The organism is Paenibacillus sp. LT-B23 (assembly GCF_059417685.1).
On record NZ_JBSQBM010000011.1, the window covers coordinates 72,425 to 97,917 of the forward strand.

Consider the following 25,493-nt stretch of genomic DNA (forward strand, 5'->3'; position numbering starts at 1 on the left):
CCGACAGCACACACTTCACTTCATACATTTACAAAGGTTGGTCGTGTGTGATAACCGTGTGCTGCTGTTTTTTGAGTTGACGGCGCATTTTGTACTTGGCCATGATCATATACAATGACGGCACTACAAATAGGGTTAACAATGTCGAGAATAACAATCCGAAAATGACGGTAAACGCCAGTGGCTTAAAGAGCAGGCTTCCCAGTAGGGCTAACGGGATCATACCTACAATTGCAGCCAGAGAAGTCAATAAGATGGGTCTGAAACGGGCAGCGGCTGCTTGTATCACAGCTTCTTTCAGTTCCATTCCTTCATGCCGAGCATCCTCGATGAACTCGATTAACACAATTCCGTTTCGCACTACAATTCCCGCCAGCGCGATAATTCCCATGATACTCATAAAACCGATAGGCATACCAGTCAAGAAAATCCCAATAATGCCGCCGGCTGCTGCCAGGTATACGGTCGTCATAATAATAATAGGAATGGACAGAGAATAAAATTGCATAGTGATCAAGAGTAAAATGAGCAAGACCACAATAATTGCCAGCTTTCCTAAATCCCCGAATATGGTAGACTGATCGGAGGTTTCTCCGCCCACCTCCCATTTGTAGCCCTCAGGGAACTTCACTTGTCCCAGTTTACTTTCAACATCTACCATCGCTTCGCTAGCCGTTCTTCCATTCAGATCGGCTTCTACCGTAATCGTCCGTTCCATATTGTAATGCTTGATTTGCTGAATAGCAAATGTAGGCTTGATCTGTACGAGCTGGTTTAATGGAATCTGCTCACCAGCAGTATTTATTACACTTAATTGTTGGAAAAGCGTGCTTGGCTCCTCGTCAGTATGATTCAAATACAGTTTAATATCTACCAGACCGTTTCCCGTATCAAATTGGCTAACTTGGGCTCCTTCTTTTAATAGAAGAAGTGTACGGGTTAAATCAGTGTAGCTTACGAGGTACTGATCCATGGCCTGCTTGTTGACCTCAAGTTCCAGCGCATATCGCTCAATCCCTATATCATCCACGATCCCCGTTGTTCCATTTACTGTGGCGATCTGTTCCTTTGCTTTTTGGGCAAGGGTTTGCAGCTCATTCAGGTCCTGGCCTGAAATACGGATAGAGACGGGCTTACCCACAGGAATTCCCAGACGGGGAACATACATCGTAACCGTAACTCCAGGGTAGGCCTTTTTAATGTGCTGTTCCCAGGCATCGACTGTCGTATTGAGATCGAATACATCCTCTTTGCCGATAACAGCGATCTGACCGACAATCTCGTTGTCGCTACTATCATCGCCGCCGCTGTTAATGTCACTAAACAATTGCGGAGCTGCTCCTCCAGCGCTATAGGTTACGTTAGAGGTTTCGGGTTGTTTTCTTACCCAAGCTGTAATGTCTTTGACTACCTGGTCTGTTTCTGCGATCGAAGTACCCACAGGCATTTTTACATTTAATGCGACGTGAGGATCTTCCGATTCTGGAAACAATTCAACCCTTGTGAAAGCGACCAGTCCATATGCAGCCGTCCCGAGCATGAGTCCAACCATTGCGGTCAGCAAAGGACGCTGAATTACTTTGGGCATTAACTTTTGTGAATAGAGCTTATTTAAAAATTGAATCTGATGACCTAACAAGCCAGGTGGTTTAGGTTTTCCCTGAGGGTGACGAGCCTGTCTGCGTTTCTCATACCATTCTCGAAAAATAGGAATGATGGTGAGCGACATGATCATAGAGGCAAGCATAGTCAGGGAAACAATGGCTGGAATCGGTTTAATAAATGCACCTACATTCCCTGGAAGAAATAATAGTGGAGCGAAGGCTGAGATGGTAGCCAGTGTGGCAACCAAAATAGAAAGCATCACCTCTTTGGTGCCTTTTACTGCCGCAACGGAGGGAGATTCGCCTAATTCCGTAAGTCTGCGCTCGATATTGTCATTTACGACTACCGCGTCATCGACGAGTATACCAAGTACGATAATCAGGCCGACAACGGAAATTTGATTGAGTGTAATGCCGAACATGGGCAAAAAGATAATGGCGATCGAAACCGAAATAGGAATCGCCAGCGCGACAAAAGCAGAGGTTAGCAAATTCAAGCCCAGCATACAAACGAGAACAACGGCCGCAATCGCGAGAATCGTTTCACGTTTTAAATCGTCGAAGATATGAGTTACCTGATCTTTTTGTGCAAAAAGAGTTTCAAAGTGAACGCCTGCGGGGAGTGTCTTTTCCAGCTCTTTCAGCTTGGTATTAACCTTCTCGCTCATCGACGGGATATCGGTGCCTGTTTCTGCTCCAATGCTTAGTGTAATGGCTGGTTTACCATCTATGTAAGCAAAGTAGCCTGCTTTGGAATGTGCCAGCTCAGTCGTACCCACATCTCGTAGGTAAACAGGGTTCCCTTCCTTGGTGCGTGTCAGAATGACTTGCTCTAGCTCGTTGGCTTTTTCTGTTTCCCGGACAATGAGCTGATAGGTGCGCCCGTTGTATTCAATATCCCCGGTGGGGACCCGATCAATCTGAGACTGGATCGCCTGCGCAACTTGCCCCCAGGACAGTTGGTATTGCTGAAGCTTCTGATTGTCGATATGGACTCGTACCTCTTGATCAGGAAGACCTCTGAATTTGACACTGGATACGCCAGATATGGTATTGAGCTGGTCTTTCCAGCTTGTAGTCATATCATTGAGTTGATACAGCGGTGCGACAGAGTCAGCGATCAAAGCATAGGAGCCGATAAACGAGCTTGTCAGCTTATCATTCACAACAGGTGTTTCAGCGCCATCAGGGAGATCGGCTTGTGCATCCTGCACCTTTTTACGCATATTATCCCAAACCGTTTGAGGATCAGCTCCATCTTTGGATTCGATTAAAATAGAGGAGAATCCGTTACCAGAAGTCGAATTAATCGTTTTAACGCCTTCTACTTCCTTGATGCGTTTCTCCAACTCCTTGGTTACGGTTTGTTCTACTTTTTGTGGTGAAGCACCAGGGTAGACTGTTGTTACCATAGCATTCTGTATTGTGACATCCGGCATCTCCTGCTGTGGTAACTGGAAAAAACCGAAGATTCCGACTAAAATCAGCATGACAAAAAACAGCAACGTAATTTTTCGTTTTTTTACGATATACTCAATCATGGGCGTCCGCCTTCCTCCGACTGAATCGCATTTCCATCAAACAGGGTTTCTGCCCCTTTAATGACAATACGTTCGCCTTCACGAAGGCCGGATACAATTTGAAGCTGATTTTCTACGACCTGATTGCCAAGCTCCACTGGAGTTTTAACAGCTTTTCCTTGGACATCTTTGAAAATAAAAGGCTTGCTTCCCGTGTTAATGACCGCTTCGGCCGGAATGAGAATGCCGTTCTTGTCTGTCACCTGATGAGCAGCTTTAATGACCTGACCGGGTAACCAGTTTCTTTCCGGATTGGAAATGACAATCTCTACATTAACCCTACCTGTATTGGTACTCGTTGACGGATAAACGTTGGATACTGTGCCTTGACGGGTTTCCTCGTACAACATGACACTGACCTGTTGTCCCTTCTTCCAATCTCTGATTTCACTGTCCGGTACCGGAAGCAGAACCTTGAGTCGATCAATGGAGCCTATGCGATAGACTGCTTGGCCTGAAGCGACTAAATCACCTGTATTCACAATCTTATCTAAAATGACGCCGTTCACAGGAGAGATTAGACGGGTGCGTGAAAGTGCAAGTTCTGCCTGACTCTTGGCGACGAGTGCCTTTTCGTAATTGGCACTGGCTTGTTTTTTGGAAGCCGCAGCCTGTTCACTGGCTGCAAGGGCTTTGGATCTTCCAGCAAGCGCATCCTGAAAGGAAGCCTGAGCGGATTGGTGGTCTTCTGTCGTTGCTCCTTCCAGCAGGAGGGAAAGGGAGTCTTTGGCCTGCTCCAGATCTTTCAGGGCTGCGGTAGCGTTCAGACGGGCACCTTCATTGTCTGACGCGGTGGCTGCACCTGCTTCAAATAGCTTTTGTGTGCGCTCGCTATCTGTCTTGGCCTTGGTATAAGCGCTTTGGGCCTTATCCACAGTAGCTTGGGCTTGCTGTTTCTCTTGGGCACGCGCCCCCTTATTGACCTTGCTGACATTCGCGCCCGCGCTCGCAATGCCTGCATCGGCGGATTGGATTGCGGAGGCAGCGGCTAGAAGGTTAGCCTGTGTGTTATCTATACCTGCCTGAGCCTCTTGAATCGAGGCAGCGGCCTGCTCAACCTGAAGCTTGTAGTCAGCGTCATCCAAACGAGCAATAACGGCGCCCTTCTGTACAGCAGTGCCGACAGAGAGAGAGGCACTGGCTACGGTGCCTCCATTTTGAAAAGCCAGTGTGTTTTCCTCATAAGCCTGAAGCGTGCCTGACAAGTTATAGGCAGTATGGAGCGGAGAGGATTTAACGATTGCGGTACGCACAGCGACTGGCTGTGCAGCAGAGCTTAGAGCGGCATCCTCCTTCCCGGCAGAACATCCAGCGATCGCGATGCTCAGGGATAGGGTAAGTATGATGATTGTTCGTTGTTTATTCATGATTATCAATCCTCCCGATGGGTGCATAACATTAGGTTTGAACTAATTAGTATTATTTGAACTTATAAGTTCATGTGTATTATAGTGTGCTGATTATGCATTCGTCAATTTATAGTTTGTGTTTTATGAAATAGTTGACGGGATTTTCGTAACTTTTGCCTTTATAATAAGTCTATTAACATAAGAGGCTTTTTTTTGTTTATTTGATAGAGTTTAGAGTACATGATCGGAAAAGTCCGTTTGAATACAATGAAGATGGGAGAGCTATCATCCATATGTTTTTAGGTAATAGGAAACAAGGCAATGAGAAAGTAGATGGCAGAGGGATCGTTAAAAGATGGGCTGTTTTGACACTGGCAGGAGTATTGTGGGTTGGACCCGTTGCTGGAACAGGCGCTCTAATTCCGTTAAACGGCTGGATATCTGCACCGATTGCGAGTGCAGCTTCCGGTTCGACTGTAAAGCTGGGGGAAGAAATTATTACTTCCGGTGCAACATTGATGAAATATCGTTTTAAAGGCTCCAAAGGAACAGCGCTGGCGGATATCGTCCGGGTAGACTTGCAAAATCCATACGTTAAGCTGGATGTTATGACCGGGAAAAATGGACAGTTCACAACCCGCCAAAGCACAGGCGGTATGGCAAAAGAAACGGGAGCAGTCGCTGGTGTGAACGGAGATTATTTTAATACCTCCAGCGAGGGTGCTCCGATTGGTGGACAAGTATCGAAGGGTGTATTAATGTCTACTCCATCCGATTTAACGGGGATGTATGCTTTTGCAGTAACCAAGGACGGTTCCCCAATGGTGGAGCAGTTCACCTTTGAAGGCACAGTAAAAGCCGGGGATGGATCAACTTTCCCTTTAGCGGGGATGAATAAGGCTTCGTATTCGCCTGAAACGAGTGGAAGCAGCTACAGCCACTCCAACGCTATGTATATTTATACATCTGCCTGGAAAGCAATTGAGCGGCCGAAAAACAGCTCAACAACGCCTACCGAGGTATTGGTGCAAGATGGTGTGGTTACGCAAATTTCCAACAATGCTACGTTGAATATGACTGTGCCGCAGGACGGCTATATTTTACGTACTCACGGCAAAGCGGCCGATTATGTCAAAGCCCACCTGACAGTAGGACAAACGATAGAAACCAGCTATCATCTTCGTGTCAAATCGACAGGGAGTGAGGTAGACCCTTCCAATCTCCAGATGATGATTGGCGGACACACCATATTGGTGAATGACGGTCAGAAAACTTCCTTTTCCCGCAGTACAACGAGCATAGGCGGGACGCGGGCGCGCACGGCTTTGGGATACTCCCGTGACAAGCGTTACGCTTATGTCATTGCCGTTGAGAAGAACGGGAACAGCGTTGGCGTATCCCTGAGTGAGCTGCAAACGCTGATGAAAGATATTGGTGTCTGGAAGGGTATGAACCTGGATGGCGGTGGCTCCACCACAATGGTGACCCGTGATTTAGGAGATACGACAGCGGGGCTTACGTTCAATACGGAATACGGTACGGAGCAACGTAGCGTCGTAAACGGTGTGGGTGTGTACACCAGTGCACCTAAAGGGACGCTCAAAGGCTTCACGATTAAAGGCAATAAAACGCTGCTTATTGGTCAGATCGGAAGCTATTCTTTTAAAGGCTATGACACCTACTACAATCCGTTCGATACCTCAAATGTACAAGTGACATGGAAATCGAGCAACCCGTCCGTGGTGTCGGTGAGTGGCGGGGTTGTGAAGGGGTCGAAACCAGGAACAGCTACGTTGACGGCGTCCAGTGGCTCAGCTAGTGCTACGACCAAGGTTACTGTCCTGGGGGCAGATGAAATTTCATCACTTACCGCAGGCAGTGGGACAGGATCGCTTACCGCAGGAGCTAAAATCGCGGTACCGGTAACTGCAAAGACGAAAGACGGCCAGAGCGTCAGCATTTCGTCAGATGCGCTCAAATGGGAGTTCATCGGCTTTAAGGGAAGTGTTAAGGACAATCAGCTTACGGTAAATACGGTGGATGCGGGTGTGAAAACGGGCTATGCCATCGGTCGCTACGATGGTTTCAGCGCGGTCGTCTTCCTGTCTGCTGGCGGGGCTAGCACAAACAACTGGGAGAACTTCGAAAATGTTTCGTATCCGGTTGATTTTACTTCGAATGTGGAAGGCGTTACCGGCACAGCGGCTGTTGTACAAGGAGATGGCGACCATGCCAATTCCAAAGTGCTTGAGCTGAACTACGACATGACGAACGGTAGTGGTAAAATGTATGCCTACGCCCAGCTGAACGGTACAACCGGTAAAACGCTTGAACAAGCGGCTACATCCATCTCGATTGATGTTAGAGGAGATAAGAGTCTGAATTGGTTGCGTGCCGAGCTGGAAGATGCCCAGGGCAAAACGGCATATATTGACCTTGCCAAAGTGATCGACTGGAACGGCTGGAAAACCATTAACGCAGATATGAGTGGTTTGAATATTTCATATCCGGCGAAGCTCAAGCGCCTGTATGTGGTCAATGTGGCCGAAGGTCAGGATGAGCGTGCTAAAACGGGCAATGTCGCTTTTGATAATATTTCTTTTAATACACCGGGAACGGTCGGAACCGAAGGACTCAAAAAAGGAACGGCTCAAATGACAATCGGACAAAAGTCAATAACCGTGAACGGAACGCCAACGACCATTGATGCTGCTCCGATGACTCGTGACGGTTCAACGTATGTGCCGATCAAGTACGTGCTGGATGCTTTTGGCGGGCAAGCCAAGTGGAACGCAGGCGATCAGCGGATTACGATTATGCGTGGCGGTGTGCTGATGGATTTAACAGTAGGCAAGAAAGAACTCGTCCTGAACGGCAAGCGTCAGAGCACGGATGTAGCACCCATTGTGTTAGGTGGTAGGACTTTAGTCCCGTTAAGACTCGTGTCTGAGCAGTTAGGAATGACTGTAAAATGGGAACAAGAAACGAAGACCATCACCCTCCAGTCATGATATGGTATGATATATACTTGAAATGCTAGGATTGGAGTAGAACATTTGTGGACTTTCAAGCCGATATCATAGACCGAGTCATTAAGAATGCCATCCAGGTGATGGAGAACAGCAAATATCAGATGTTCGAAATTTTAGACACGGCCCGGACCGAGCTGGTCACGTTAAATCAGGAACTCCAGAGCGTCCTGAAGGAAACGGCGGAAACGATTGAAAAGGTGGACCAGCTGGAAATGAACTATCGGCGGTCCCGTATTCGGTTGACTGAGGTCAGCCGTGACTTTGTCCGCTATTCGGAAGAGGATATCAAGCAGGCTTACGAGAAAGCGACACAGCTTCAGCTCGATGTGATGATCTTTCGCGAGAAGGAAATGTATCTCAAGGCCAGAAGAGATGATCTTCAAAAGCGGGCTAAAAGTGTTGAGGCCTCTGTCGAGCGGGCTGAAACCATCGGTTCGCAGATGGGCGTCGTGCTGGAATACTTGTCGGGTGAGTTGGGACAAGTGACGCGGATCATTGAATCGGCCAAAAACCGGCAGTTTATTGGTCTGAAAATTATTTTAGCCCAGGAAGAGGAGCGCAAGCGGATATCCCGTGAAATTCATGACGGACCTGCACAACTTCTTGCGCATCTAGTGCTTAGGACGGAAATTGTGGAAAGAATGATCGCCAAGCAGGAATTCAAGATGGTTCAGGACGAAATAGTAGACTTGAAGAAACAGGTTCGCTCCAGTCTTGAGGAAATGCGAAAGGTTATTTTCAATCTGCGTCCTATGGCCCTAGATGACTTGGGACTTATTCCGACGCTCCGGAAATATGTGCAGGATTTTGAGGAGAAAACGAAGATTAGAGCGCTTTTTGAAACAAGGGGCAAGGAACATCGTCTCTCTTCCGCGATGGAAGCAGCCATTTACCGTCTGATCCAAGAAGCTTTGACCAACGTTGCCAAGCATGCTTATCCTACCTATGTGCTTGTTGAGATTACCTATCAGGCGCAGCTTGTAAAAATCGTGGTGCAGGATAATGGTCTGGGCTTTAAGCCAGAGCTTTTTCAGCAGAAAAGTAAAGATCATGGGCATTTTGGTCTGATTGGTATGCGGGAAAGGGTTGAACTGCTCGAGGGGAGAATGGAGATCGAATCAGCTGAGAATCAAGGCACCAAGATAGTGATTCATATCCCAACCAACGTGGAAAAGGGAAAGGAGTAACAACATGGAAAATCAGGAAATTAGTAACGCACCCATTAAAGTTCTCTTGGCGGACGATCATCAGTTGTTCCGTGAAGGGCTTAAACGTATTTTGAATATGGAGGACGACATTGAGGTCATCGGAGAATGTGGCGATGGTATTCAGGTGTTGGAGTTCTGTAATGTAGAGAAGCCGGATATCGTTCTGATGGACATTAATATGCCTATTGAAAACGGTGTGGAGGCAACGGAGAAGCTGCGCGAGATGTTCCCGGATGTCAAAGTTATCATTTTGTCCATTCATGATGATGAAAGCTATGTATTCGAGACGTTGCGCAAGGGAGCTAATGGCTACCTGTTAAAAGATATGGAGGCCGAGTCCCTCATTAATGCGATTCGCTCTGTGCATGAAGGGTATGCGTTTATTCATCCGAAGGTAACGGGTAAACTCATTCAGCAGCTCCGCCGGATGACGTATCTGAATGAAACCGGGGCTATGGCTGAAGGTCATACGAAGGAAGCTGGCGTGAAGTTCGTCGCAGGCGAAAATAACCCGCTGACCCGTCGTGAGGCTGAAGTGTTGCGCTTAATGGCAGAAGGCAAGAGCAACAAGATGATCGGTGAATATTTATTCATTAGTGAAAAAACGGTCAAAAACCATGTCAGCAGTATTTTGCAAAAAATGGAGGTTGATGACCGGACACAAGCGGTTATTAATTCCATAAAATACGGATGGGTTACGCTGTAAAGTGTAGTCTTTGAAACCCAGTACATAACCGTGACACCTCTTCCTGTTATACGGCATATATTGTCGCTATAGGAGGAGGTGGAACCTTCGTGATGGCTCATTTGGTTTGGATATTGCTTATATATGGTCTGGGAGCCGCAGTCGTGCATCTTATGTATATACGGCAGGCGGTTCAAGCCTATCGCAATGGCGACGATGTGCGCGCGTTATCTTCGGATCAACGGCCGACCCGTTATATTGTCATTACTTCTAATGACGGAGAACGTGTGGAGTGGGTGATGCGTTCATTGAGCATACTTGCCTGGTTACGTCGGAGGCCGCTGCATGTGACGGTACTGGATGATGAATCCGTGGATGATACACTGCCGATCCTTATAAGGATGGTGCGTTACAGCCATATGGATGTTTCGGTCATTTCATATCGTTTTTCACCGGGAAACCCGGTTTTACCGAAGTTAGGCGGTGAAAAGCAGGTTGTTATTGACCTCAGAACAGCCAACCCGTTGGTGGATGCTCCACTTGTTCGTTAATGACAAAGTATGGTGGACATTACGGTCGAAACCGGATATAAATGTTTACAAGGAATTGCATATGCAAGATAAAAGGGATTTCGCTGAAATCCGAATGATGTGAAGCACACTTCAGGCTATGGGCCATGGAAGTGTGCTTTTTTGTTGTTAGAAAGAGGAAAATAAACACTTGAGAAGTGAAAGGGTGCCAAATGAAAATTGCGGTATATGTGGTCAGGTATAGAGGGAAATGGGATATCCGCTTATCCGTGGATATTCGAGTAGATATGACATGGTGGTTGAAAGGGAATAGGGGACAGGAGAATGCTGTCGAAAAATGGGTGGTGCTGGGGCGAGAGCTTCCGTTGCCTTGGGGCGTAAAGCTGTGTGAAGTGTTCAAGGGATCAACGGACATGAAGCGATGGACAAGGAGGCAATGGTGGCAATACGTTCTCGCACAGCTAAAGGATGAACTGAATTCAGAGTCTGGTGACGTAGAGCAACATTTAACCGGAGGGATCAATGCTATATGCATTTGGGATGGAGCGGAGGACTGGATTCCTGACTTAGAAAATGAATGCAGGTGGGAGGGGCAACTGTTTCATCCAAGCAGCAGCATGATGTATAGGGGAGGGAGTGAGGAACGGAGAATAGCAGGAGTATCGTACCTCAGGCAAACAAGGCATTCCAACAGTGAAATTGAAAAACTGGATATGGAGCGTGTGGCACGACAAGCGGATGTGCTGGCTGATTTGCTGTCAGGACGCCAGTTGCTCGTTCTGGAAGCTGAAGCGCTGCTAGCTGAGGTGACACCAGGATTGGAACGCGTTTGGCGCTTGGCTGCGCAGCTCGCGTACTTGCAAGGTCGACTCAGCTTTGCTACTGGCCTTGCACCACATGCGCGTCGGCCCGCTACGAGTGATATCCGCTGCAATCGTTGCGGCAGCGGGGCGATGTACCGCACGAGCTGTGCATCGTGCGGGCGCGAGGCGTGCGCCTACTGCGAGACGTGTCTCGCGCTGGGGCGCAGCCGTGAGTGCTCGCTGCTGCTGCGCGGTGCAGCGAAACCCGCCGTGCCGTGCACGGCGGACACAGCCCCGGCCGCGGAGCTCGACCGCTGGGGGCTGAGCCCTGCGCAACGCGCCGCCGCCGAAGCGGCGCTGCGCTTTTTGGCCGCACCGCCCAGTGGGGTGCGGGGGCGCTCTCGCCCGGAAAGCCTCTGGCTCCGGGCGGGCGAGCTACTGCGGCGTGGCATGGCAACACGCCGGGGGACAAGCCCTGCTGCTGGGTCGCAAGGGAGTGTCCTTGCCCGCGACAGCAACAGCGGATATCCTTCGCCAACAACTGGCGAAGGCGTGGCAGAGCGGTTTTTGCTTTGGGCCGTGACTGGCGCAGGCAAGACGGAAATGATGTTTCCACTCCTGCAACATGTACTGGAGCATGGAGGAACGGCGCTTGTAGCGACACCGCGCCGGGATGTGGTACTGGAGTTGGCGCCCCGTTTGGCAATCGCCTTTCCTCATGTAAGCATGGTGACGCTCTATGGAGGCAGCGATGAACGCTGGCAAAGGGGGCAGCTGACACTCGCAACGACTCATCAGCTTCTGCGTTATCGTCAGGCCTTTGATCTGGTTGTCATTGACGAAATTGACGCGTTTCCTTATCACAATGATCCAATGCTCGCCTTTGCCGCACAGGCTGTATGTAAGCAGGAGGGTAAATTCATTTATTTGTCTGCTACTCCACCGCTACTGTTGCAAAAAGAGGCTGCACGCGGCCTGTTGCCGCATGCCAAGGTTCCTGTTCGTTTTCATCGCCATCCACTGCCTGTCCCATTCCGCCTGGAGACTGCTCCGGTGAAGCATTGGCTGCAAAAGGGACGACTTCCTGCATGCCTGATTCAACGCTTGTTCGCATCCATACATCGCGGCGCTCAGGTCTTCCTGTTTGTGACACGAATCTCACATATTCAATCTCTAGTAGAATTGTTGATCAGACGCTTGCCTGATATCCCAATTGCGGGCACTTCATCCCAGGATGAAGAACGAAGCGCTAAGGTACGTTCCTTTCGAGCAACTGAAATACGTGTACTGGTCACAACCACTATTTTGGAGCGCGGTGTGACGGTTCCGCGGAGTGATGTGTATGTACTGGACGCGGATAGCAGCCTTTTTGATGAAGCCTCTCTGGTACAAATGGCTGGTCGAGCAGGAAGGTCGAAGGATGATCCGTGTGGAAGCGTCGTTTTCACATCTCCCCAATGGACACGCGGCCAAAAGAGGGCGATTAGACAAATTAAGCGCATGAATACACTAGCGCGAAAAAAGGGCTATCTACAGGAGGTGAAACATTAAATGCACAAAATAAAAAAAGTTTTTTTTGAAATGTGAAACCTGATGCAATATTGACACGTAAACTACCAAGAAAGGTGCATTCTGTATGAAAACGATGCGCAGAACCCAACTTTTTTTGAATTGGCTACTTCAGCGTCAGTCAGAGACATGTATCGCTTGTGGAATTCACACTGGGGGTTTTTCCAAGTTTCCCGGGATTTGTACTTCTTGTTCGGCTCAAATTCCTTGGATTCACAACATTCGATGTGTTCATTGTGGACGCCCGACATTTTGTCCTGATTGTGTAAGGCCTGACCGGGAAGCACGCTACTATGTGTGTAATCGGAGTGCGACTAGCTATACGCCTATTATGAGAGAATGGATTGGGCAGTTTAAATATCGCGGAAATGAAAAGTACGGTCCTCTGCTCGGCGAGATGATGCATTGGGCTTATCAGGCTATGAGGCATGAGTTTGCTGGTCGGGAATATTTTAGTTTCAATCAGGCTCTGCGGAGCGTGAATTTGGTGACATGTGTTCCGGTAAGCGAGACACGATTGACAGAGCGAGGTTTCAATCAGGCCCAAATTTTGGCAGAGGAGCTTGCCAGGCGGAATAAACTGCCCTTTTTACCTTTACTTTCTCGTCCACAAGATACTGGCAAACAAAGCTTCAAAACAAAAAAAGAACGCACAGATACGATGTACAATGCGTTCTCTGTTGTGTCAGGTATGACGGAGTTAATTAAGCACTTTATTTTAAACGCTGAGTCTCAAACTAAAATGGAGAATCAGAAATGCGTTACTGTTTGGCTGGTGGACGATATTTATACGACAGGCAGCACTTTACAAGCGTGTGCGCGTGTTTTAAGGAAAAAGGCATCCGAAGAGGGAATACATATGACCATTTTTTGCCTGACTTTGGCAAGGTCATAAGCCCGAATTTTATGTACCTTTACGAGAGTTTTGGTTTGAAACTAGGAAAAAAAGTTCATAACGTTCCGAGAAAAACTCGAATGCTAGAGCAGGGAAGCCTTTTAAACCGCACAATAAGCAAGATTTGACAACGAGATAGAGAGAGGTATATAATAAAAATATAGACACAAACAAAAAGTAAGGAAGTGAGGGATGAAAACAGAACATTTTAATTTAGAGGTTGATTTATTTGGAAAATAGGAGTACAATTTCTATCTGTTGATAGCTAACATGGTTTGGTAATAAATGATTAGCTAACGACAACAGAGCGGACATTGGGAGTGTCTCGCTCAGTAGTAAAGCAGTTAATTAAAATTTGACTTAAAAAAGAGGAGAGAAAAAATCATGAAAAACGTAATGAAAAAAGTAGTAGTATCTAGCATGTTGGCAGTTAGTTTAGGTGCAGTATCTCTGTTGAGTCCACTTGCTACAGGTCAAGTATCCGCAAAGTCTAACTCGGATAACAACAAGGATCAGGCAGAACTACAACTGATCATTGAACAACAAGAAGCAGCACAGAAAGCACTGGAAGCTAGACTCTTTGGAACTGAAAATGCTACAACACCGGTTCAACCAGCTACTGAGAACAATAATCAAGCAACAACTACAACACCAGCGAATACGACTGTAACACCAGCTACTGTAAATACAATCACAGTAAGTGTTCAAGATGGCGATACGCTGACTTCCATTGCTGAAAAATACGGTGTAACTGTTGAGGAACTGCTTAAAATCAACAACCTGATTAAAGTAGGCCAAGAACTGCAAGTTCCGCAATCAAACACTAATAAATAATTCATTATAAATTCATAATAAAATGTTTTTATTAAACCAAGTGTTTGACTACAGTATACGGGAAGGCCTCTATTAAAACAATGCTTTTTTGAATAATTATTTGTGGAATAGCTTGTTTTTTTGGACTGCAAATTTTCAATGGTGCGTCTACACTTATCTTCAGATAGATTTTAAGCTGGGATGATGTTAGTCGCATTGATATAATGAATACCCACACTCCATGTGCGGAGCATTCGTATGGGCGCCGTTCCCCCGGATTTGTAGCAGTTACTTGGTGGCATTCGGGGCACAGGTGAGCATGAATTCTTCTGAGGATTGTTTCGCCCGGTTTTTCCCTCATCTTGATTCGTATATTTACTCCATTTATAATCATATACAGCTATTTTAATTATAGTGAGGCGCTATTCCCGAAATAACCGGAATGGCGCTTATTTTATTTTAATCTAAAAACCTGAGTGTTGTATGACGATAAATAGACACATGCATTAGATTGATCTGGGAGAGATCATTTTCCTCCTTAGGTTACATACGATTTGCATATCATTATATATAGATGTAAGAAAAATTTTAATGTTAGGTTATGGCCCATTAGCTGGTGTGGGATTTAAATGCTTGGTTTTCTTGTTGCGTTTCCTAATACAGAGTACATTAGAATTCTGTACCTTTATTATGATATCGTACAAAATGTGCAATTGTGTAAAATCTATCACTCTTTTTTTAAAATATTCGCTAGACGAGGCTCTTAGGTATAAGGTAATGTAAGGATACACTAATACGAGACCGGAAACAGGAAAGGGGCGCTGCAGAGCATGAACTTGGATAACTGTCCTCGCTGTGGAAAGCTGTTTATTATGAATGTCAGGGGAATCTGTCAGAACTGTATTAAAGAAATTGAGATTGAATATGAACAGTGCGTCAAATATATACGTGAAAATAAGGGGATTCATATGCATGAGCTTTCGGAGGCTACCGGGATATCCGTGAAGCAAATTACGACCTTTATACGTGAGGGACGTATTTCCATTGCTAATGCTCCCAATATGACGTATCCTTGCGAGGTATGTGGAACACCCATACGGGAAGGGCATATGTGCGATTCTTGTCGAACACGCCTGACCAAAGACCTGCATCAGGCTGTACGCGAAAGTAGTAATCAGGATCAAAGTAATAATATGGGCTCAGGTACCTACAGCGCGATTGATAAACTTCGTGGAAAGTAGTACAGGGGAATTAAAAACGTATTCAGCTATTCAAAAAGTTTCAAATACCGCCGATAATCTTTATAGAGCTTATCGGTTTTTTTATTTTTAGCAAACATGCACAAAATAAAGAAGTAAGACATAATACGAACCATGTTCGACGCTATGTCGTCTGATACATTCTGACCATTTTAAATAAATAAGGAAGGTGGAAGTTATGAAAATTAACGAGACCAACCGCATCGGAGCCATTAACCCATATCAACGAAATATTGAAGCAGGACGCCAGGAGGAACAAAAGAAATCCCGCCGCAAGGACGAGGTCTCGATTTCCCCGGAAGCGATGGAAATGCTGAACCGCAGCAGTGACGCAGACCGCGTTAAAAAGATTCAGGAGCTTAAGCAGCAAGTAGCTTCTGGAACTTACCGTGTGGATGCTGACAAAATTGCAGAGAAGCTGTTACCTTACTTCAAGCAATCTTCTGAAAGCTAGGTGAAGGAATATGCCTTTAGAGCGTTTGATTGATGTGTTAGAGCAGCTTAGAGAGGCTCACGAGCAGTTGATTGCATTAGGAACTCAAAAAAAAGAAGCGCTGATATCCAATAAGGTAGATCAGCTCATTTTAGTAATGAATCAGGAATCGAAGCTTTCCAGAAATATTGAGCAGCTGGATGAACGACGTATGCAGGCAGCATATGAATTTTTGCAGGAACGTGGTATTAAGTCCAAGTTGAATCTCAATATTACGGAATTGTCACGTCTCGTGTTTGATGTAAATGACAAGCAGCGCCTCCTTCAAATTCAAAAAAATTTGGCGGATACCCTTCAGGAATTGAAGAAACTAAATGAATTGAATCAACAGCTTATACAGCAGGCGATTTCCTATATCGATTTTTCCATTGAGAGTATGTCATATTATGCGGAATCGGAAGCGACTTACCAGCGCCCGGCTGATAAAAGTATATCAACTGTGACGGCGGGCCTATTTGATACACGCGCCTAATAGAAGGAGGAAAACATGGTCTCAACATTTCATGGTATAGAAACAGCGAGAAGAAGCTTAAATACGCAAACGGCAGCACTAAACACAACCGGACACAATATTTCCAATGCCAACACAGCTGGTTATTCCAGACAAGTGGTAAGTATGAAAGCCTCTGAATCTATGGAGGCGTATGGTTTGAACCGTTCTGTTGTAAGAGGTCAGATGGGCACAGGGGTTGAATTCACCGCTATTGAGCGTGTTCGTCAGACATTTCTGGATGACCAGTACCGTAACGAAAGTTCTTCTCAAGGTGGCTGGGATATCCGTTATGATACGCTGAACAAGCTTGAGACCATTATGAACGAACCCTCGGATACGGGGATCCGCAAGGTCATGGATAACTTTTGGGATGCATGGTCCGATCTGAGCCAAGATCCTCAGGATGTTACGAATCGCAAAATTGTAAAAGAGACTACGCTTGCTCTGACAGATGCTTTGAATCAGGCTAGCAAACAGTTGGATGCACTCAGTTCTGATTTGACTAGTAACGTCACATTAAAAACAACTGAGATGAACTCATTATTGCAGTCTGTAGCGGATTTGAATGGTAATATCTATAAGTTGGAGCAAATTGGGGATAACCCGAATGATTTACGGGATCAGCGGGATTATGCGATTGATAAGTTGTCCAAACTTGCGAATGTGCAGGTAACTCAGTTGGATAACGGCTATCAGGTAACGGTGGCTGGACAAGTAGCTGTTGCGGGTACAGAGGTAACTGCTGTTACGGCGGCTGGCCTTGAGGCTGCATATCAGGGAGGGACATTAACCGGTGGCGAAGTATACGGTATGATTCTATCCCGGGATAAATATGTATCGGATTACAAGAGTCAGATGGACCAGTTGGCTAATACGTTGGCAAATGGCAATATTGAAATTACTTTACCCGCAGGTACGGTTCTACCCGAGGGAACGGTACTGAATTCGGGTGCCAATAATACAGCAGTCACTTACTCAAATGCGAATAACAATAGAACCTTGACGGCTGATTTAAAAGTAACCGTACAAGGGATTAATGGCCTTCACCAGCTAGGATACACGCTTAGTGGCACGACACCGCAAAAAGGTGGGGCGTTCTTCACCTCCAAAGATGGGGCTGCCATTACAGCAGGTAATATTACGCTGAATAAGGATATTCAAGATGATCCCAATAAAATTTCCAGCTCTTTGCGGGTAGATGGAACGGGTACGGCGAACGAGAAGGTAACTGTAGGTAACAATGCTTTGGCGTTGGCTATGGCGAACCTGAAAAATGTGAAGTTTGGCTTTAATACCACTCAAGCCCAGTCTACCACGGTAGATGACTTTTTCAGCTCAATTGTAGGACAATTAGGTGTTCAAACTCAGGAGGCAGAGCGCCAATCGCAAAATGCACAGCTATTGACCGAGCAAGTGGACATGAATCGTCAGTCGGTCAGTGGGGTGTCATTGGATGAAGAGATGTCCAATATGATTAAATTTCAGCATGCCTATAGTGCAGCCTCCCGGTTCATGACTACATTTGACCAACTGTTGGACAAGCTGATTAATGGTACAGGCCGCGTAGGTCTCTAGTATAATGAGAAGGTGGAGTAAGTTATGCCAATTCGAGTAACCTCAGGGATGACCAATATGCAACTGCTCAGTAACCTGAATCGGAATAACAATAACATGGGCAAAATGGAGAACCAGATTTCTACAGGTCGTAAGCTGAATAAGCCCTCAGACGACCCTGTAGGAGTAACCTATGCACTACGTTACAGAGCTGAGCTAGCTTCTAATGAGCAATACAAAACCAATTCAGACGCAGCAGTTAGCTGGTTGAATTTTACTGATACTACTATGCAACAGGCCAGCGATGTAATGAAGCGGCTTAAAGAGCTGACAGTTCAGGCTTCAAGTGAAACACTTCCTCAATCCGCCCTGGATTCGATTAAGCTGGAAGTTGACCAACTAAAAGAGCAAATGATGAATATTGGTAACAGTCAGCTTCGTGGGAAGTATGTTTTCAATGGGCAAAATTATGATCAGGCACCGTATCAGCTATCGGCTACGGTCACGAGTTATGATCAGGTTAATCCGGATCAAGGTGCAGTTAGTTATGCGATCGGGGATCAAGATGCATTTCGGGTAAATACGTCAGGCGGCGATTTTTTCGGGAAATCGACAGATGCAGATAATGTTTTTAAGGTCATGGATGCATTATCCACCGCATTAACCAGTGGGAATAGTACAGCAATATCAAGTCAACTTTCAAGCATTGAATCCCGTTTTACCAAAATGCAAACAAGTTTGTCTGAAGTAGGTGCACGCACGAACCGGGTTGAATTGGTACAAGCCCGTTTAGATGATCGTAATTTGAATTTGACGACACTTCAAGCCAAAACAGAGGATGCAGACGTTGCTAGTCTGATGATTCAAGCTACATCTGCCCAAACTATCTATGAGGCTGCCTTGAAATCATCTGCCAAGATCATGCAGCCATCTCTGATGGACTTTATGAGTTGATTTTTATCTTTGACATTGTTACTTGAAGCTATGGACGAGTGGTCCGTAGCTTTTTTGTTACTATTTATAGGAGGAGTTACTGATGACCCCAAAACAGAAAATAGAAGAAGAAAACCAAGATACGAACACCGTCCTTTATGTGTTTCCAAAAGGAATACCAGGCTTTGAACAACTTCGGGAATTTCAACTACAGGAGCATAATGAATTATTTAGTCTTTTCAGTGCAGTAGAGCAACCTGCTACTATTTTTATTACCGTAAATCCCTTTGATTTTTTTGAAGATTATGAATTTGAGCTATCTGATGATGCTCTTGAGGATATTGGAATCACCAGTCAAGAACAGATAGCAGTACGATGTATCTGCACATGGAACAGCGATCAATCCAAAACGACGGTTAATTTGCTGGCACCTTTAATTTTTAATATTGAACAGCAAACGGGGAAGCAAGTTATTTTGCAGAATACGAAGTATACAATTAAGCATCCATTATGGAATGGAATAGAGCCCGACAAAGGCGGTGAGTCCTGATGCTCGTATTGACGCGTAAAAAGGGTGAATCCATTGTGATTCAGAATGATATCGTCATTACTGTTCTTTCCGTTGAAGGGGATAATGTGAAAATTGGTATTTCTGCTCCTAAGGATATTGATATCTATCGAAAAGAAGTTTTTGAGGCTATTCAGCAAAATAATCAATGTGCAGTTATGGATTCCAATGCCATTCAAAGTGCAATGTTGGAGATGGAAGAGAGAAAGTCCTGATTCGCTAATCTTAGAGGTGCACATACATTGAGGAAGGTGACCAAGTAAAGTGTCGGTCTTTGTTTGACTAGATTTTATGCTTAATTATCTGGAACAATAACCGTTTATCGTAATATCGAAAATCTCCACTTGGGTGAGTTCGAAAGTTTGATGGGTTAAGGATAGGTGTGGACAGGTCGGACTTGGATAAAGTCATCATGTATAAAATGTTGGTTTTAAATCGAAATAACCAAGTCGTAAACTACTAAGAAATATTTCAAAAAAAATCGAAATGCTATAAACAATTCTAGTCGTAGGGTCGATATATATTTTAGAGCGGTAATTCTTCAGGGCGGCCGACCTGTGAAGACGCTTATACCACAAGGATGTGGGAATCAAACCATTTCAGGGAGGAAATTTAAAATGATTATCAATCACAACTTACCTGCATTAAATACACACCGTAACATGCAATTGAACAACACGGCAGCAAGCAAAAACATGGAAAAATTGTCTTCAGGTCTGCGCATCAACCGTGCAGCTGACGATGCTGCTGGTCTCTCCATTTCCGAAAAAATGCGCGGTCAAATCCGTGGTTTGGAACAAGCTCAACGTAACGTTCAAGATGGTATCTCTTTCGCACAAACAGCTGAGGGTGCAATGAACGAAGTATCCTCCATGCTGACTCGTATGAAAGAACTGGGCGTTCAACAACTCAATGATACTTACAGCGCTGGCGATAAGTCCAACATCAAAGCTGAGCTTGGTCAATTGGGCGGTCAAATTGATGCAATCCTGTCCAACACTAAATTCAACGGTATTGCAATTTCCGGTGGAAGCGTTAAAATCCAAGCTGATGATAACGTGTTCGTTCTCACTGTTAAAGGTATCAGCTCCGCTGGTTTCCGTGGCCTTACTTCTGGAGTTAAATTGTCTGCTACAACAGCTGCAATTGAAGCGGTTGCTAAGCAACGTGCGAACTTGGGTGCTATGCAAAACCGTATGGAATACACTTCCAACAACTTGGGCACAACTGTAGAAAACCTGACAGCTTCCGAATCCCGTATTCGTGATACTGACATGGCAAAAGAAATGGTTACTCTGTCCAAAAACAACATCTTGCTGCAAGCTTCCCAATCCATGCTGTCACAAGCGAACTCCGCGCCACAAGGCGTACTGTCGTTGTTGCGTTAATTTTAAACGACAGCAATTACAAAAAAAGATCCTGCCTTTCGCAGGATCTTTTTTTGCTTTTATTTTAGTTTTTTCGTAAATAATTGCACTCATTTACCGATATATAATGTATTGGCATTTCAAATACAGAACGGTTTTATTGTGTCTAAAACTATGAATGGAGGTTATTCTATGGACTCGATGATCCCCTCTAGCACTGGAAATCTGTTGCCGATTCAGCCATCAGCAGGAATACAACGTGGAGCCCCTTCAGATGCCGAAACAAATTATTCTGCCATACAAGATGCTGTCCAAACAACCAATATAGGTGGTACAGCGCAGAAACAGCCGACACATGAGGAAGCAGTTTTGGAACTACAGAAAGCAATTGATGCTATTCAAGGCCCACAGAAGACATTTGAGATCTCTGTGCATGAAAAGACACATGCAATCATGATAAAAGTGATGAACAAGGAAACTGGCGATCTGATTCGTGAGGTGCCTCCTGAGAAAATTTTGGACATAGCCGCTAGAATGATGGAAATTGCAGGGATCATTATCGATAAAAAAGTATAGGGGGATATACAATTATGGTAACTAGAATAAGTGGTCTCTCAGGCGGCTCAGGCCTGGATATTGATGCAGTGGTCAAAAAGCTGATGACTGCTGAGCGTGTACCGCTCGATAAGCTGAATCAACAAAAGCAGCTAATGGAATGGAAACGAGAAAACTATCGTGAGTCCAGCACTAAAATTGTTTCATTTCTACAAGATAAACTGACGACATTAAGCCGCACTGCTTCAATGAATCCGCAGAAAGTAACAGTAACGGGAAATAGCGATGCGTTGACTGCATCGGCTTCATCGTCTGCCAGTGGAGTATTGGATATCTCGGTAACAAATCTCGCTACTGCCGCAAGATCTGTCTCAGACAGCTCATGGTCGGTAAAGGCAAGCACTGAGCTTGCATTTGCCGACGGGGCAGCTCGTACGGTTCAGGTTGGTGGGGCCACCATTGATGTGGATGCAAACGAAACCATTGAATCGTTTGTCAAAAAAATTAATGATAACAGTAAGGCTGGAGTAACTGCTCTGTATGATGCCAAATCTGGTTTGTCATTAACAAGTAAAACCACCGGTTCCCAAGCATTCAATATCGATGCTCAAATTAATAGTGAGTTTAAACTGTCTTCAACGAACGGAACCGATGCTGTGCTAAAGGTAAATGGACTTGAAGTCAAAAAGTCATCCAATAATTTTACCATTAATGGCATTGATATTACGCTGAAGGCAGCCGGTGGTGCTGCGACAAGGATCGAAGCAACCAAAGATACCGATAAGATTGTGGAAAATATTCAAAGCTTTGTCGATGCATATAATGATGTTCTTGCTACACTCAATGGCAAGGTTAGTGAGGAGAGATTTAAAAAATACGCTCCGCTTACGACGGAACAAAAAGCCGGTATGAGCGATGATGAAGTCAAGCTCTGGACAACCAAGGCCAAGAGTGGCATGCTTAGAAACGATCCTATCCTGCAGGATACATTATCTGAAATGCGTAATGCCATGATTCAAGGTGTAGATATCGGCAGAGTTGATGCAAATGGTAAGAATAAGCCTTTAATGATGTCTGAGCTTGGAATCACTACGGGGACGTATGATACGAAGGGCAAGCTAATTTTGGATGCAGACAAATTGCGTGCGGCGGTTGAAAAAGATCCAGATATTATCACGAATTTTTTTGGTAAACAGGATCCGAGTACCGCACTAACTAATAAATACACACAGCAAGATGGTGTTATTGCTAAGCTTAAAAAGATTTCGAATACTTCACTGAAAAGTATGGCTGATACAGCCGGTACTTCAATAGTAAGTAAGGATCTAACTGCTTCATTTCTTTCTACGAGCACAATGGGAGAGCGATTAACGAGTCTGGACCGTCGAATTAGTGACATGACCAGCCGTCTAACGATGAAAGAAACTAACTATTACAAAAAATTCACCGCGATGGAAACGGCAATAAGCAAGTATAATAATACATCTTCGAGTCTTACAAGCATGTTGTCATAAAGGAGGTTTTACAATTGATCCATACACCCTATCAGAAATATCGGCAGACTCAAGCGCAAACTGCATCCAAGCCTAAACTGCTGATTATGCTGTACGATGGGGCTATTCGTTTCGTTCGTGCGGGGATTGAGGGGATAGAGAATAGGGATAACGAGAAAGCAAATAATAATTTGTGTAAAGCGCAAGCTATTGTACACGAGTTGATATCTGCATTGAATTTTGAGTATCCAATATCCCATGACTTATTGCGAGTGTATGAATATATGCTGCATGAGCTGATCGAGGCGAATGTTCACAAAATAGCCGCTCCGGCACAAGAGGTGCTGGAACATTTGACTGACCTAAGGGAAGCTTGGTTGGAAGCCATGAAAATGCCTGGTGTAGTTGGTAGTGTGTAATGGCGGATCCTAATATGCAAGTACTCCTTGAAGAACTGCAACATAGGACAGAAGCAGTGTTATCTAACCTTATGAATTTAAGTGAGGAAGAGTTTGAACAGTTTGCAGATCAAAGGCAGCGCATTGTAGAACAGATGCAGTCCTTTCAGCCGTGGATAACGGAAAATAATAAGCAGAAAATTCGTGATATACTAAGTCACGATTCGGTAATTTTACAGCGTATGCATGCACTTAAGGATGAAGCAGGTCACTGGATGGAGAAACGTGGAGCCATTCGTGTGCAGCAGCATGCATACCAGCAAGCTTATTCTGTAGACAGTTTGTTTATTGATCATCGCAAATAAAAATGCATTATGGAGCGTACCCCATTCGATTTAAGAATGGGGGTATTTTTTGTGAAAAGCTTCATTCCATTAAGAGTAAATCCGATATACTAATTAACAAATATTAATGCGAAACGGTGGTATTACCTTGTCTCAACTACAAATAAACCATACAATTCTAGAGCAGAGGTTTCCTCATGTTGCAACCCAAATAAATAGTTTGCCGAATGATGACTTATCTATACCTTTGTTTACTGAGCCCTTTGAAAGGGATATCGCTTGGCTTAATGCTGTTGAAGGGGCTATTGGAAACGGGAAAGTTATTTTTGTATATGGTTTTCAAAGGGGACTCAGCATTGTTGATCTCCTCGAATTGTACCCGAATCACTGGCTGTTTGTATACGAGCCGGATGAGCGGCTTTTTCGGAAGGCTGTGACGGAGTATGACCTCAGTCTTTTGCTGGGGCATCCCAATTTGTACTGGCTAGCCGTTGGTGATTCTCAGCTCGATATGATGTTTCATATGCTGAGTAGTTACATGATGGAAGATTTAGTGTTTATTGCGCTGCGTAAGTATCTAACTGATGATATGAGTATGCTACGTGAAGTAAAGGGGAAATTTCAGGAGTACCGTCAGAGCTTTATGATAGATAAACATACAGAGCATCGTTTTCGAGAAGAATGGACTCGAAATTTTCTATATCATCTATCTGATGTACTATACACTCCTTCCATTGAGCGGCTTTTTCACGCTTTTGAGGGTGCAACGGTGATTGTTGTATCATCAGGCCCATCTTTACAGGAAGATATCGAATGGCTGAAAAAATTACGACCTCACGCACTGATTATTTCAGCAGGCTCTAGCATTCAGGCATTAATAAAGCATGGAATACAGCCTCACCTTGCTGTAATAATGGATGGCCATTCAGTCAATAAGAAAATCTTTGCTTCCTCTGAAACGAGAGAGCAGCCTTTATTGTTTACTTCCTCCTCCTATTATGAAATCTCTGATCAGAACTGTGCAGGGAAAATCCATAGTATTATGAAAAGTGATGCTGTATCACAATATTTCTTTGGACTCAGTAAAGAGGAACTCTTTATATCCCCTACAGAAACGGTTGCAGGAACGGCTATTCAAGCAGCGGCATATCTAGGGGCTAAACGGATCATACTTGCAGGTCAGGATTTGTCGTTCCCTGATAACAAATTCTACGCAGATGGAATTGAACATTTTGCAGCCGAAACTACAGATAAGATAGTGCAGGGAGCACCTAAAAAAGTGCTAAATGTAAAGGGGACATACAATACTACAGACGAAAGTTTCTCCCTGATGAAGAATGGACTCGAAAATCTGATTAAGGCACTTCCAAGGATTAAATTTATCAATTCAACTCGCAATGGTGCAGTGATTGAGGGAGCCCCATACGAACCGATGGAAGAGATGTATAAATTGTTAGCATCAGAATCTGTTGATCATGATGCAATTGCCGATTTGATAAATAAAATAAATATTGCTGCTGATATAAATAAGGTGCTGGATGTCAGAGATAAGCTGATAGCGACACTCGGAGATCTATCCAATGTACGTTCTGAGATTGCAGCAATTCATAAGCTGATGAAAAAAATACGCGAATTTAGCCGGACTAAACCAGCAAAGGCTCAAAGTATGGTGGAGTCTATAGAGCAAATGTGGGGGTTGATTGCCAACAGGGATTGGTTCTCACCTATATTTGAGTCCATTATGCCTATCGAAATTGCGCGTTTTGATCAGGTGCTCCCAGTGATTGTGACAGAACATCAGTTGACTCGTAAGTCTGATCTAATCTATGAGCATCTGGGTAAGCTGCTAGAGGATATCACAGCACAAATCCCAATACTTGAAGAAATGTTTTCAGAATCGATTCGCCGTTTAGATAAAAAAACAGATAGCGATCCATTGGTCCATAAAGATATATAAATTAATCGTTT

22 protein-coding genes are annotated in these 25,493 nt (G+C 44.9%); 20 read left to right on the plus strand and 2 right to left on the minus strand.

Annotation, left to right across the window (positions count from 1 at the left end; genetic code table 11):
* Positions 1–28: 28 nt before the first annotated feature.
* Both ACWXW9_RS15205 and ACWXW9_RS15210 read right to left on the minus strand, forming a co-directional pair.
* Positions 29–3,145 (minus strand): efflux RND transporter permease subunit, encoded by a 3,117-nt coding sequence (locus ACWXW9_RS15205; RefSeq protein ID WP_494930077.1) that lies wholly within the window; start codon positions 3,143–3,145, stop codon positions 29–31.
* Positions 3,142–4,551, minus strand: coding sequence for an efflux RND transporter periplasmic adaptor subunit (locus ACWXW9_RS15210; protein WP_494930078.1), 1,410 nt, complete (start codon positions 4,549–4,551; stop codon positions 3,142–3,144). The genes ACWXW9_RS15205 and ACWXW9_RS15210 overlap by 4 nt, the downstream gene beginning before the upstream one ends.
* A 275-nt stretch (positions 4,552–4,826) precedes the next feature.
* Between ACWXW9_RS15210 and ACWXW9_RS15215 the strand changes: the two genes are divergently transcribed.
* The 20 genes from ACWXW9_RS15215 to ACWXW9_RS15310 all read left to right on the plus strand — a co-directional run bounded on the left by ACWXW9_RS15215 (position 4,827) and on the right by ACWXW9_RS15310 (position 25,482).
* Entirely contained in the window at positions 4,827–7,544 is a 2,718-nt protein-coding gene (locus tag ACWXW9_RS15215; RefSeq protein WP_494930079.1) for a stalk domain-containing protein, read from the plus strand.
* A 47-nt stretch (positions 7,545–7,591) separates the two neighbouring features.
* Positions 7,592–8,752, plus strand: a complete 1,161-nt coding sequence (locus tag ACWXW9_RS15220; protein WP_090888724.1) for a sensor histidine kinase — start codon at positions 7,592–7,594, stop codon at positions 8,750–8,752.
* Positions 8,753–8,756: 4 nt separating this feature from the next.
* Positions 8,757–9,479: a response regulator gene (locus tag ACWXW9_RS15225; RefSeq protein ID WP_007432713.1), complete on the plus strand. Its 723-nt coding sequence runs from the start codon at positions 8,757–8,759 to the stop codon at positions 9,477–9,479.
* An 89-nt stretch (positions 9,480–9,568) separates the two neighbouring features.
* The gene (locus tag ACWXW9_RS15230; RefSeq protein WP_494930080.1) at positions 9,569–10,009 is read left to right on the plus strand and encodes a hypothetical protein; all 441 of its coding nucleotides are present in this window, start codon (positions 9,569–9,571) and stop codon (positions 10,007–10,009) included.
* A 191-nt stretch (positions 10,010–10,200) separates the two neighbouring features.
* Positions 10,201–12,342, plus strand: coding sequence for an ATP-dependent helicase ComFA (locus ACWXW9_RS15235; protein WP_494930081.1), 2,142 nt, complete (start codon positions 10,201–10,203; stop codon positions 12,340–12,342).
* A 349-nt stretch (positions 12,343–12,691) separates the two neighbouring features.
* The gene (locus ACWXW9_RS15240) at positions 12,692–13,255 is read left to right on the plus strand and encodes a ComF family protein (RefSeq protein ID WP_494930082.1); all 564 of its coding nucleotides are present in this window, start codon (positions 12,692–12,694) and stop codon (positions 13,253–13,255) included.
* Positions 13,256–13,639: 384 nt separating this feature from the next.
* Complete coding sequence (locus ACWXW9_RS15245; protein ID WP_494930083.1) at positions 13,640–14,089, plus strand: LysM peptidoglycan-binding domain-containing protein; 450 nt, start codon at positions 13,640–13,642, stop codon at positions 14,087–14,089.
* A gap of 809 nt (positions 14,090–14,898) precedes the next feature.
* On the plus strand, positions 14,899–15,309 hold the full coding sequence (locus tag ACWXW9_RS15250; protein WP_494930084.1) for a TIGR03826 family flagellar region protein: 411 nt from the start codon (positions 14,899–14,901) through the stop codon (positions 15,307–15,309).
* Positions 15,310–15,505: 196 nt separating this feature from the next.
* Complete coding sequence (flgM, locus tag ACWXW9_RS15255) at positions 15,506–15,781, plus strand: flagellar biosynthesis anti-sigma factor FlgM (RefSeq protein ID WP_014278436.1); 276 nt, start codon at positions 15,506–15,508, stop codon at positions 15,779–15,781.
* A 10-nt stretch (positions 15,782–15,791) separates the two neighbouring features.
* Positions 15,792–16,292 (plus strand): flagellar protein FlgN, encoded by a 501-nt coding sequence (locus tag ACWXW9_RS15260; protein ID WP_134912190.1) that lies wholly within the window; start codon positions 15,792–15,794, stop codon positions 16,290–16,292.
* A 15-nt stretch (positions 16,293–16,307) separates the two neighbouring features.
* A complete protein-coding gene (gene flgK, locus ACWXW9_RS15265) occupies positions 16,308–17,888 on the plus strand; it encodes a flagellar hook-associated protein FlgK (protein ID WP_494930085.1) in 1,581 nt (526 codons plus the stop codon).
* A 24-nt stretch (positions 17,889–17,912) separates the two neighbouring features.
* Positions 17,913–18,821 (plus strand): flagellar hook-associated protein FlgL, encoded by a 909-nt coding sequence (flgL, locus tag ACWXW9_RS15270; RefSeq protein WP_494930086.1) that lies wholly within the window; start codon positions 17,913–17,915, stop codon positions 18,819–18,821.
* Positions 18,822–18,903: 82 nt separating this feature from the next.
* Positions 18,904–19,350, plus strand: a complete 447-nt coding sequence (locus ACWXW9_RS15275) for a flagellar assembly protein FliW (protein WP_494930087.1) — start codon at positions 18,904–18,906, stop codon at positions 19,348–19,350.
* A complete protein-coding gene (csrA, locus tag ACWXW9_RS15280) occupies positions 19,350–19,583 on the plus strand; it encodes a carbon storage regulator CsrA (protein ID WP_494930088.1) in 234 nt (77 codons plus the stop codon). The genes ACWXW9_RS15275 and csrA overlap by 1 nt, the downstream gene beginning before the upstream one ends.
* Before the next feature lie 402 nt (positions 19,584–19,985).
* Positions 19,986–20,756 (plus strand): flagellin N-terminal helical domain-containing protein, encoded by a 771-nt coding sequence (locus ACWXW9_RS15285; protein WP_494930089.1) that lies wholly within the window; start codon positions 19,986–19,988, stop codon positions 20,754–20,756.
* Between the two features lie 171 nt (positions 20,757–20,927).
* Positions 20,928–21,311: a flagellar protein FlaG gene (locus ACWXW9_RS15290; protein WP_494930090.1), complete on the plus strand. Its 384-nt coding sequence runs from the start codon at positions 20,928–20,930 to the stop codon at positions 21,309–21,311.
* Positions 21,312–21,325: 14 nt separating this feature from the next.
* Positions 21,326–22,804 carry a flagellar filament capping protein FliD gene (gene fliD / locus ACWXW9_RS15295; RefSeq protein WP_494930091.1) on the plus strand — a complete coding sequence of 493 codons (1,479 nt, stop codon included), beginning with the start codon at positions 21,326–21,328 and terminating at the stop codon, positions 22,802–22,804.
* 14 nt (positions 22,805–22,818) lie between these two features.
* Positions 22,819–23,202 carry a flagellar export chaperone FliS gene (gene fliS / locus ACWXW9_RS15300; protein WP_494930092.1) on the plus strand — a complete coding sequence of 128 codons (384 nt, stop codon included), beginning with the start codon at positions 22,819–22,821 and terminating at the stop codon, positions 23,200–23,202.
* Between the two features lie 71 nt (positions 23,203–23,273).
* Positions 23,274–23,546, plus strand: coding sequence for a hypothetical protein (locus ACWXW9_RS15305; protein WP_494930093.1), 273 nt, complete (start codon positions 23,274–23,276; stop codon positions 23,544–23,546).
* Between the two features lie 127 nt (positions 23,547–23,673).
* Entirely contained in the window at positions 23,674–25,482 is a 1,809-nt protein-coding gene (locus ACWXW9_RS15310; RefSeq protein WP_494930094.1) for a motility associated factor glycosyltransferase family protein, read from the plus strand.
* Positions 25,483–25,493: the final 11 nt, after the last annotated feature.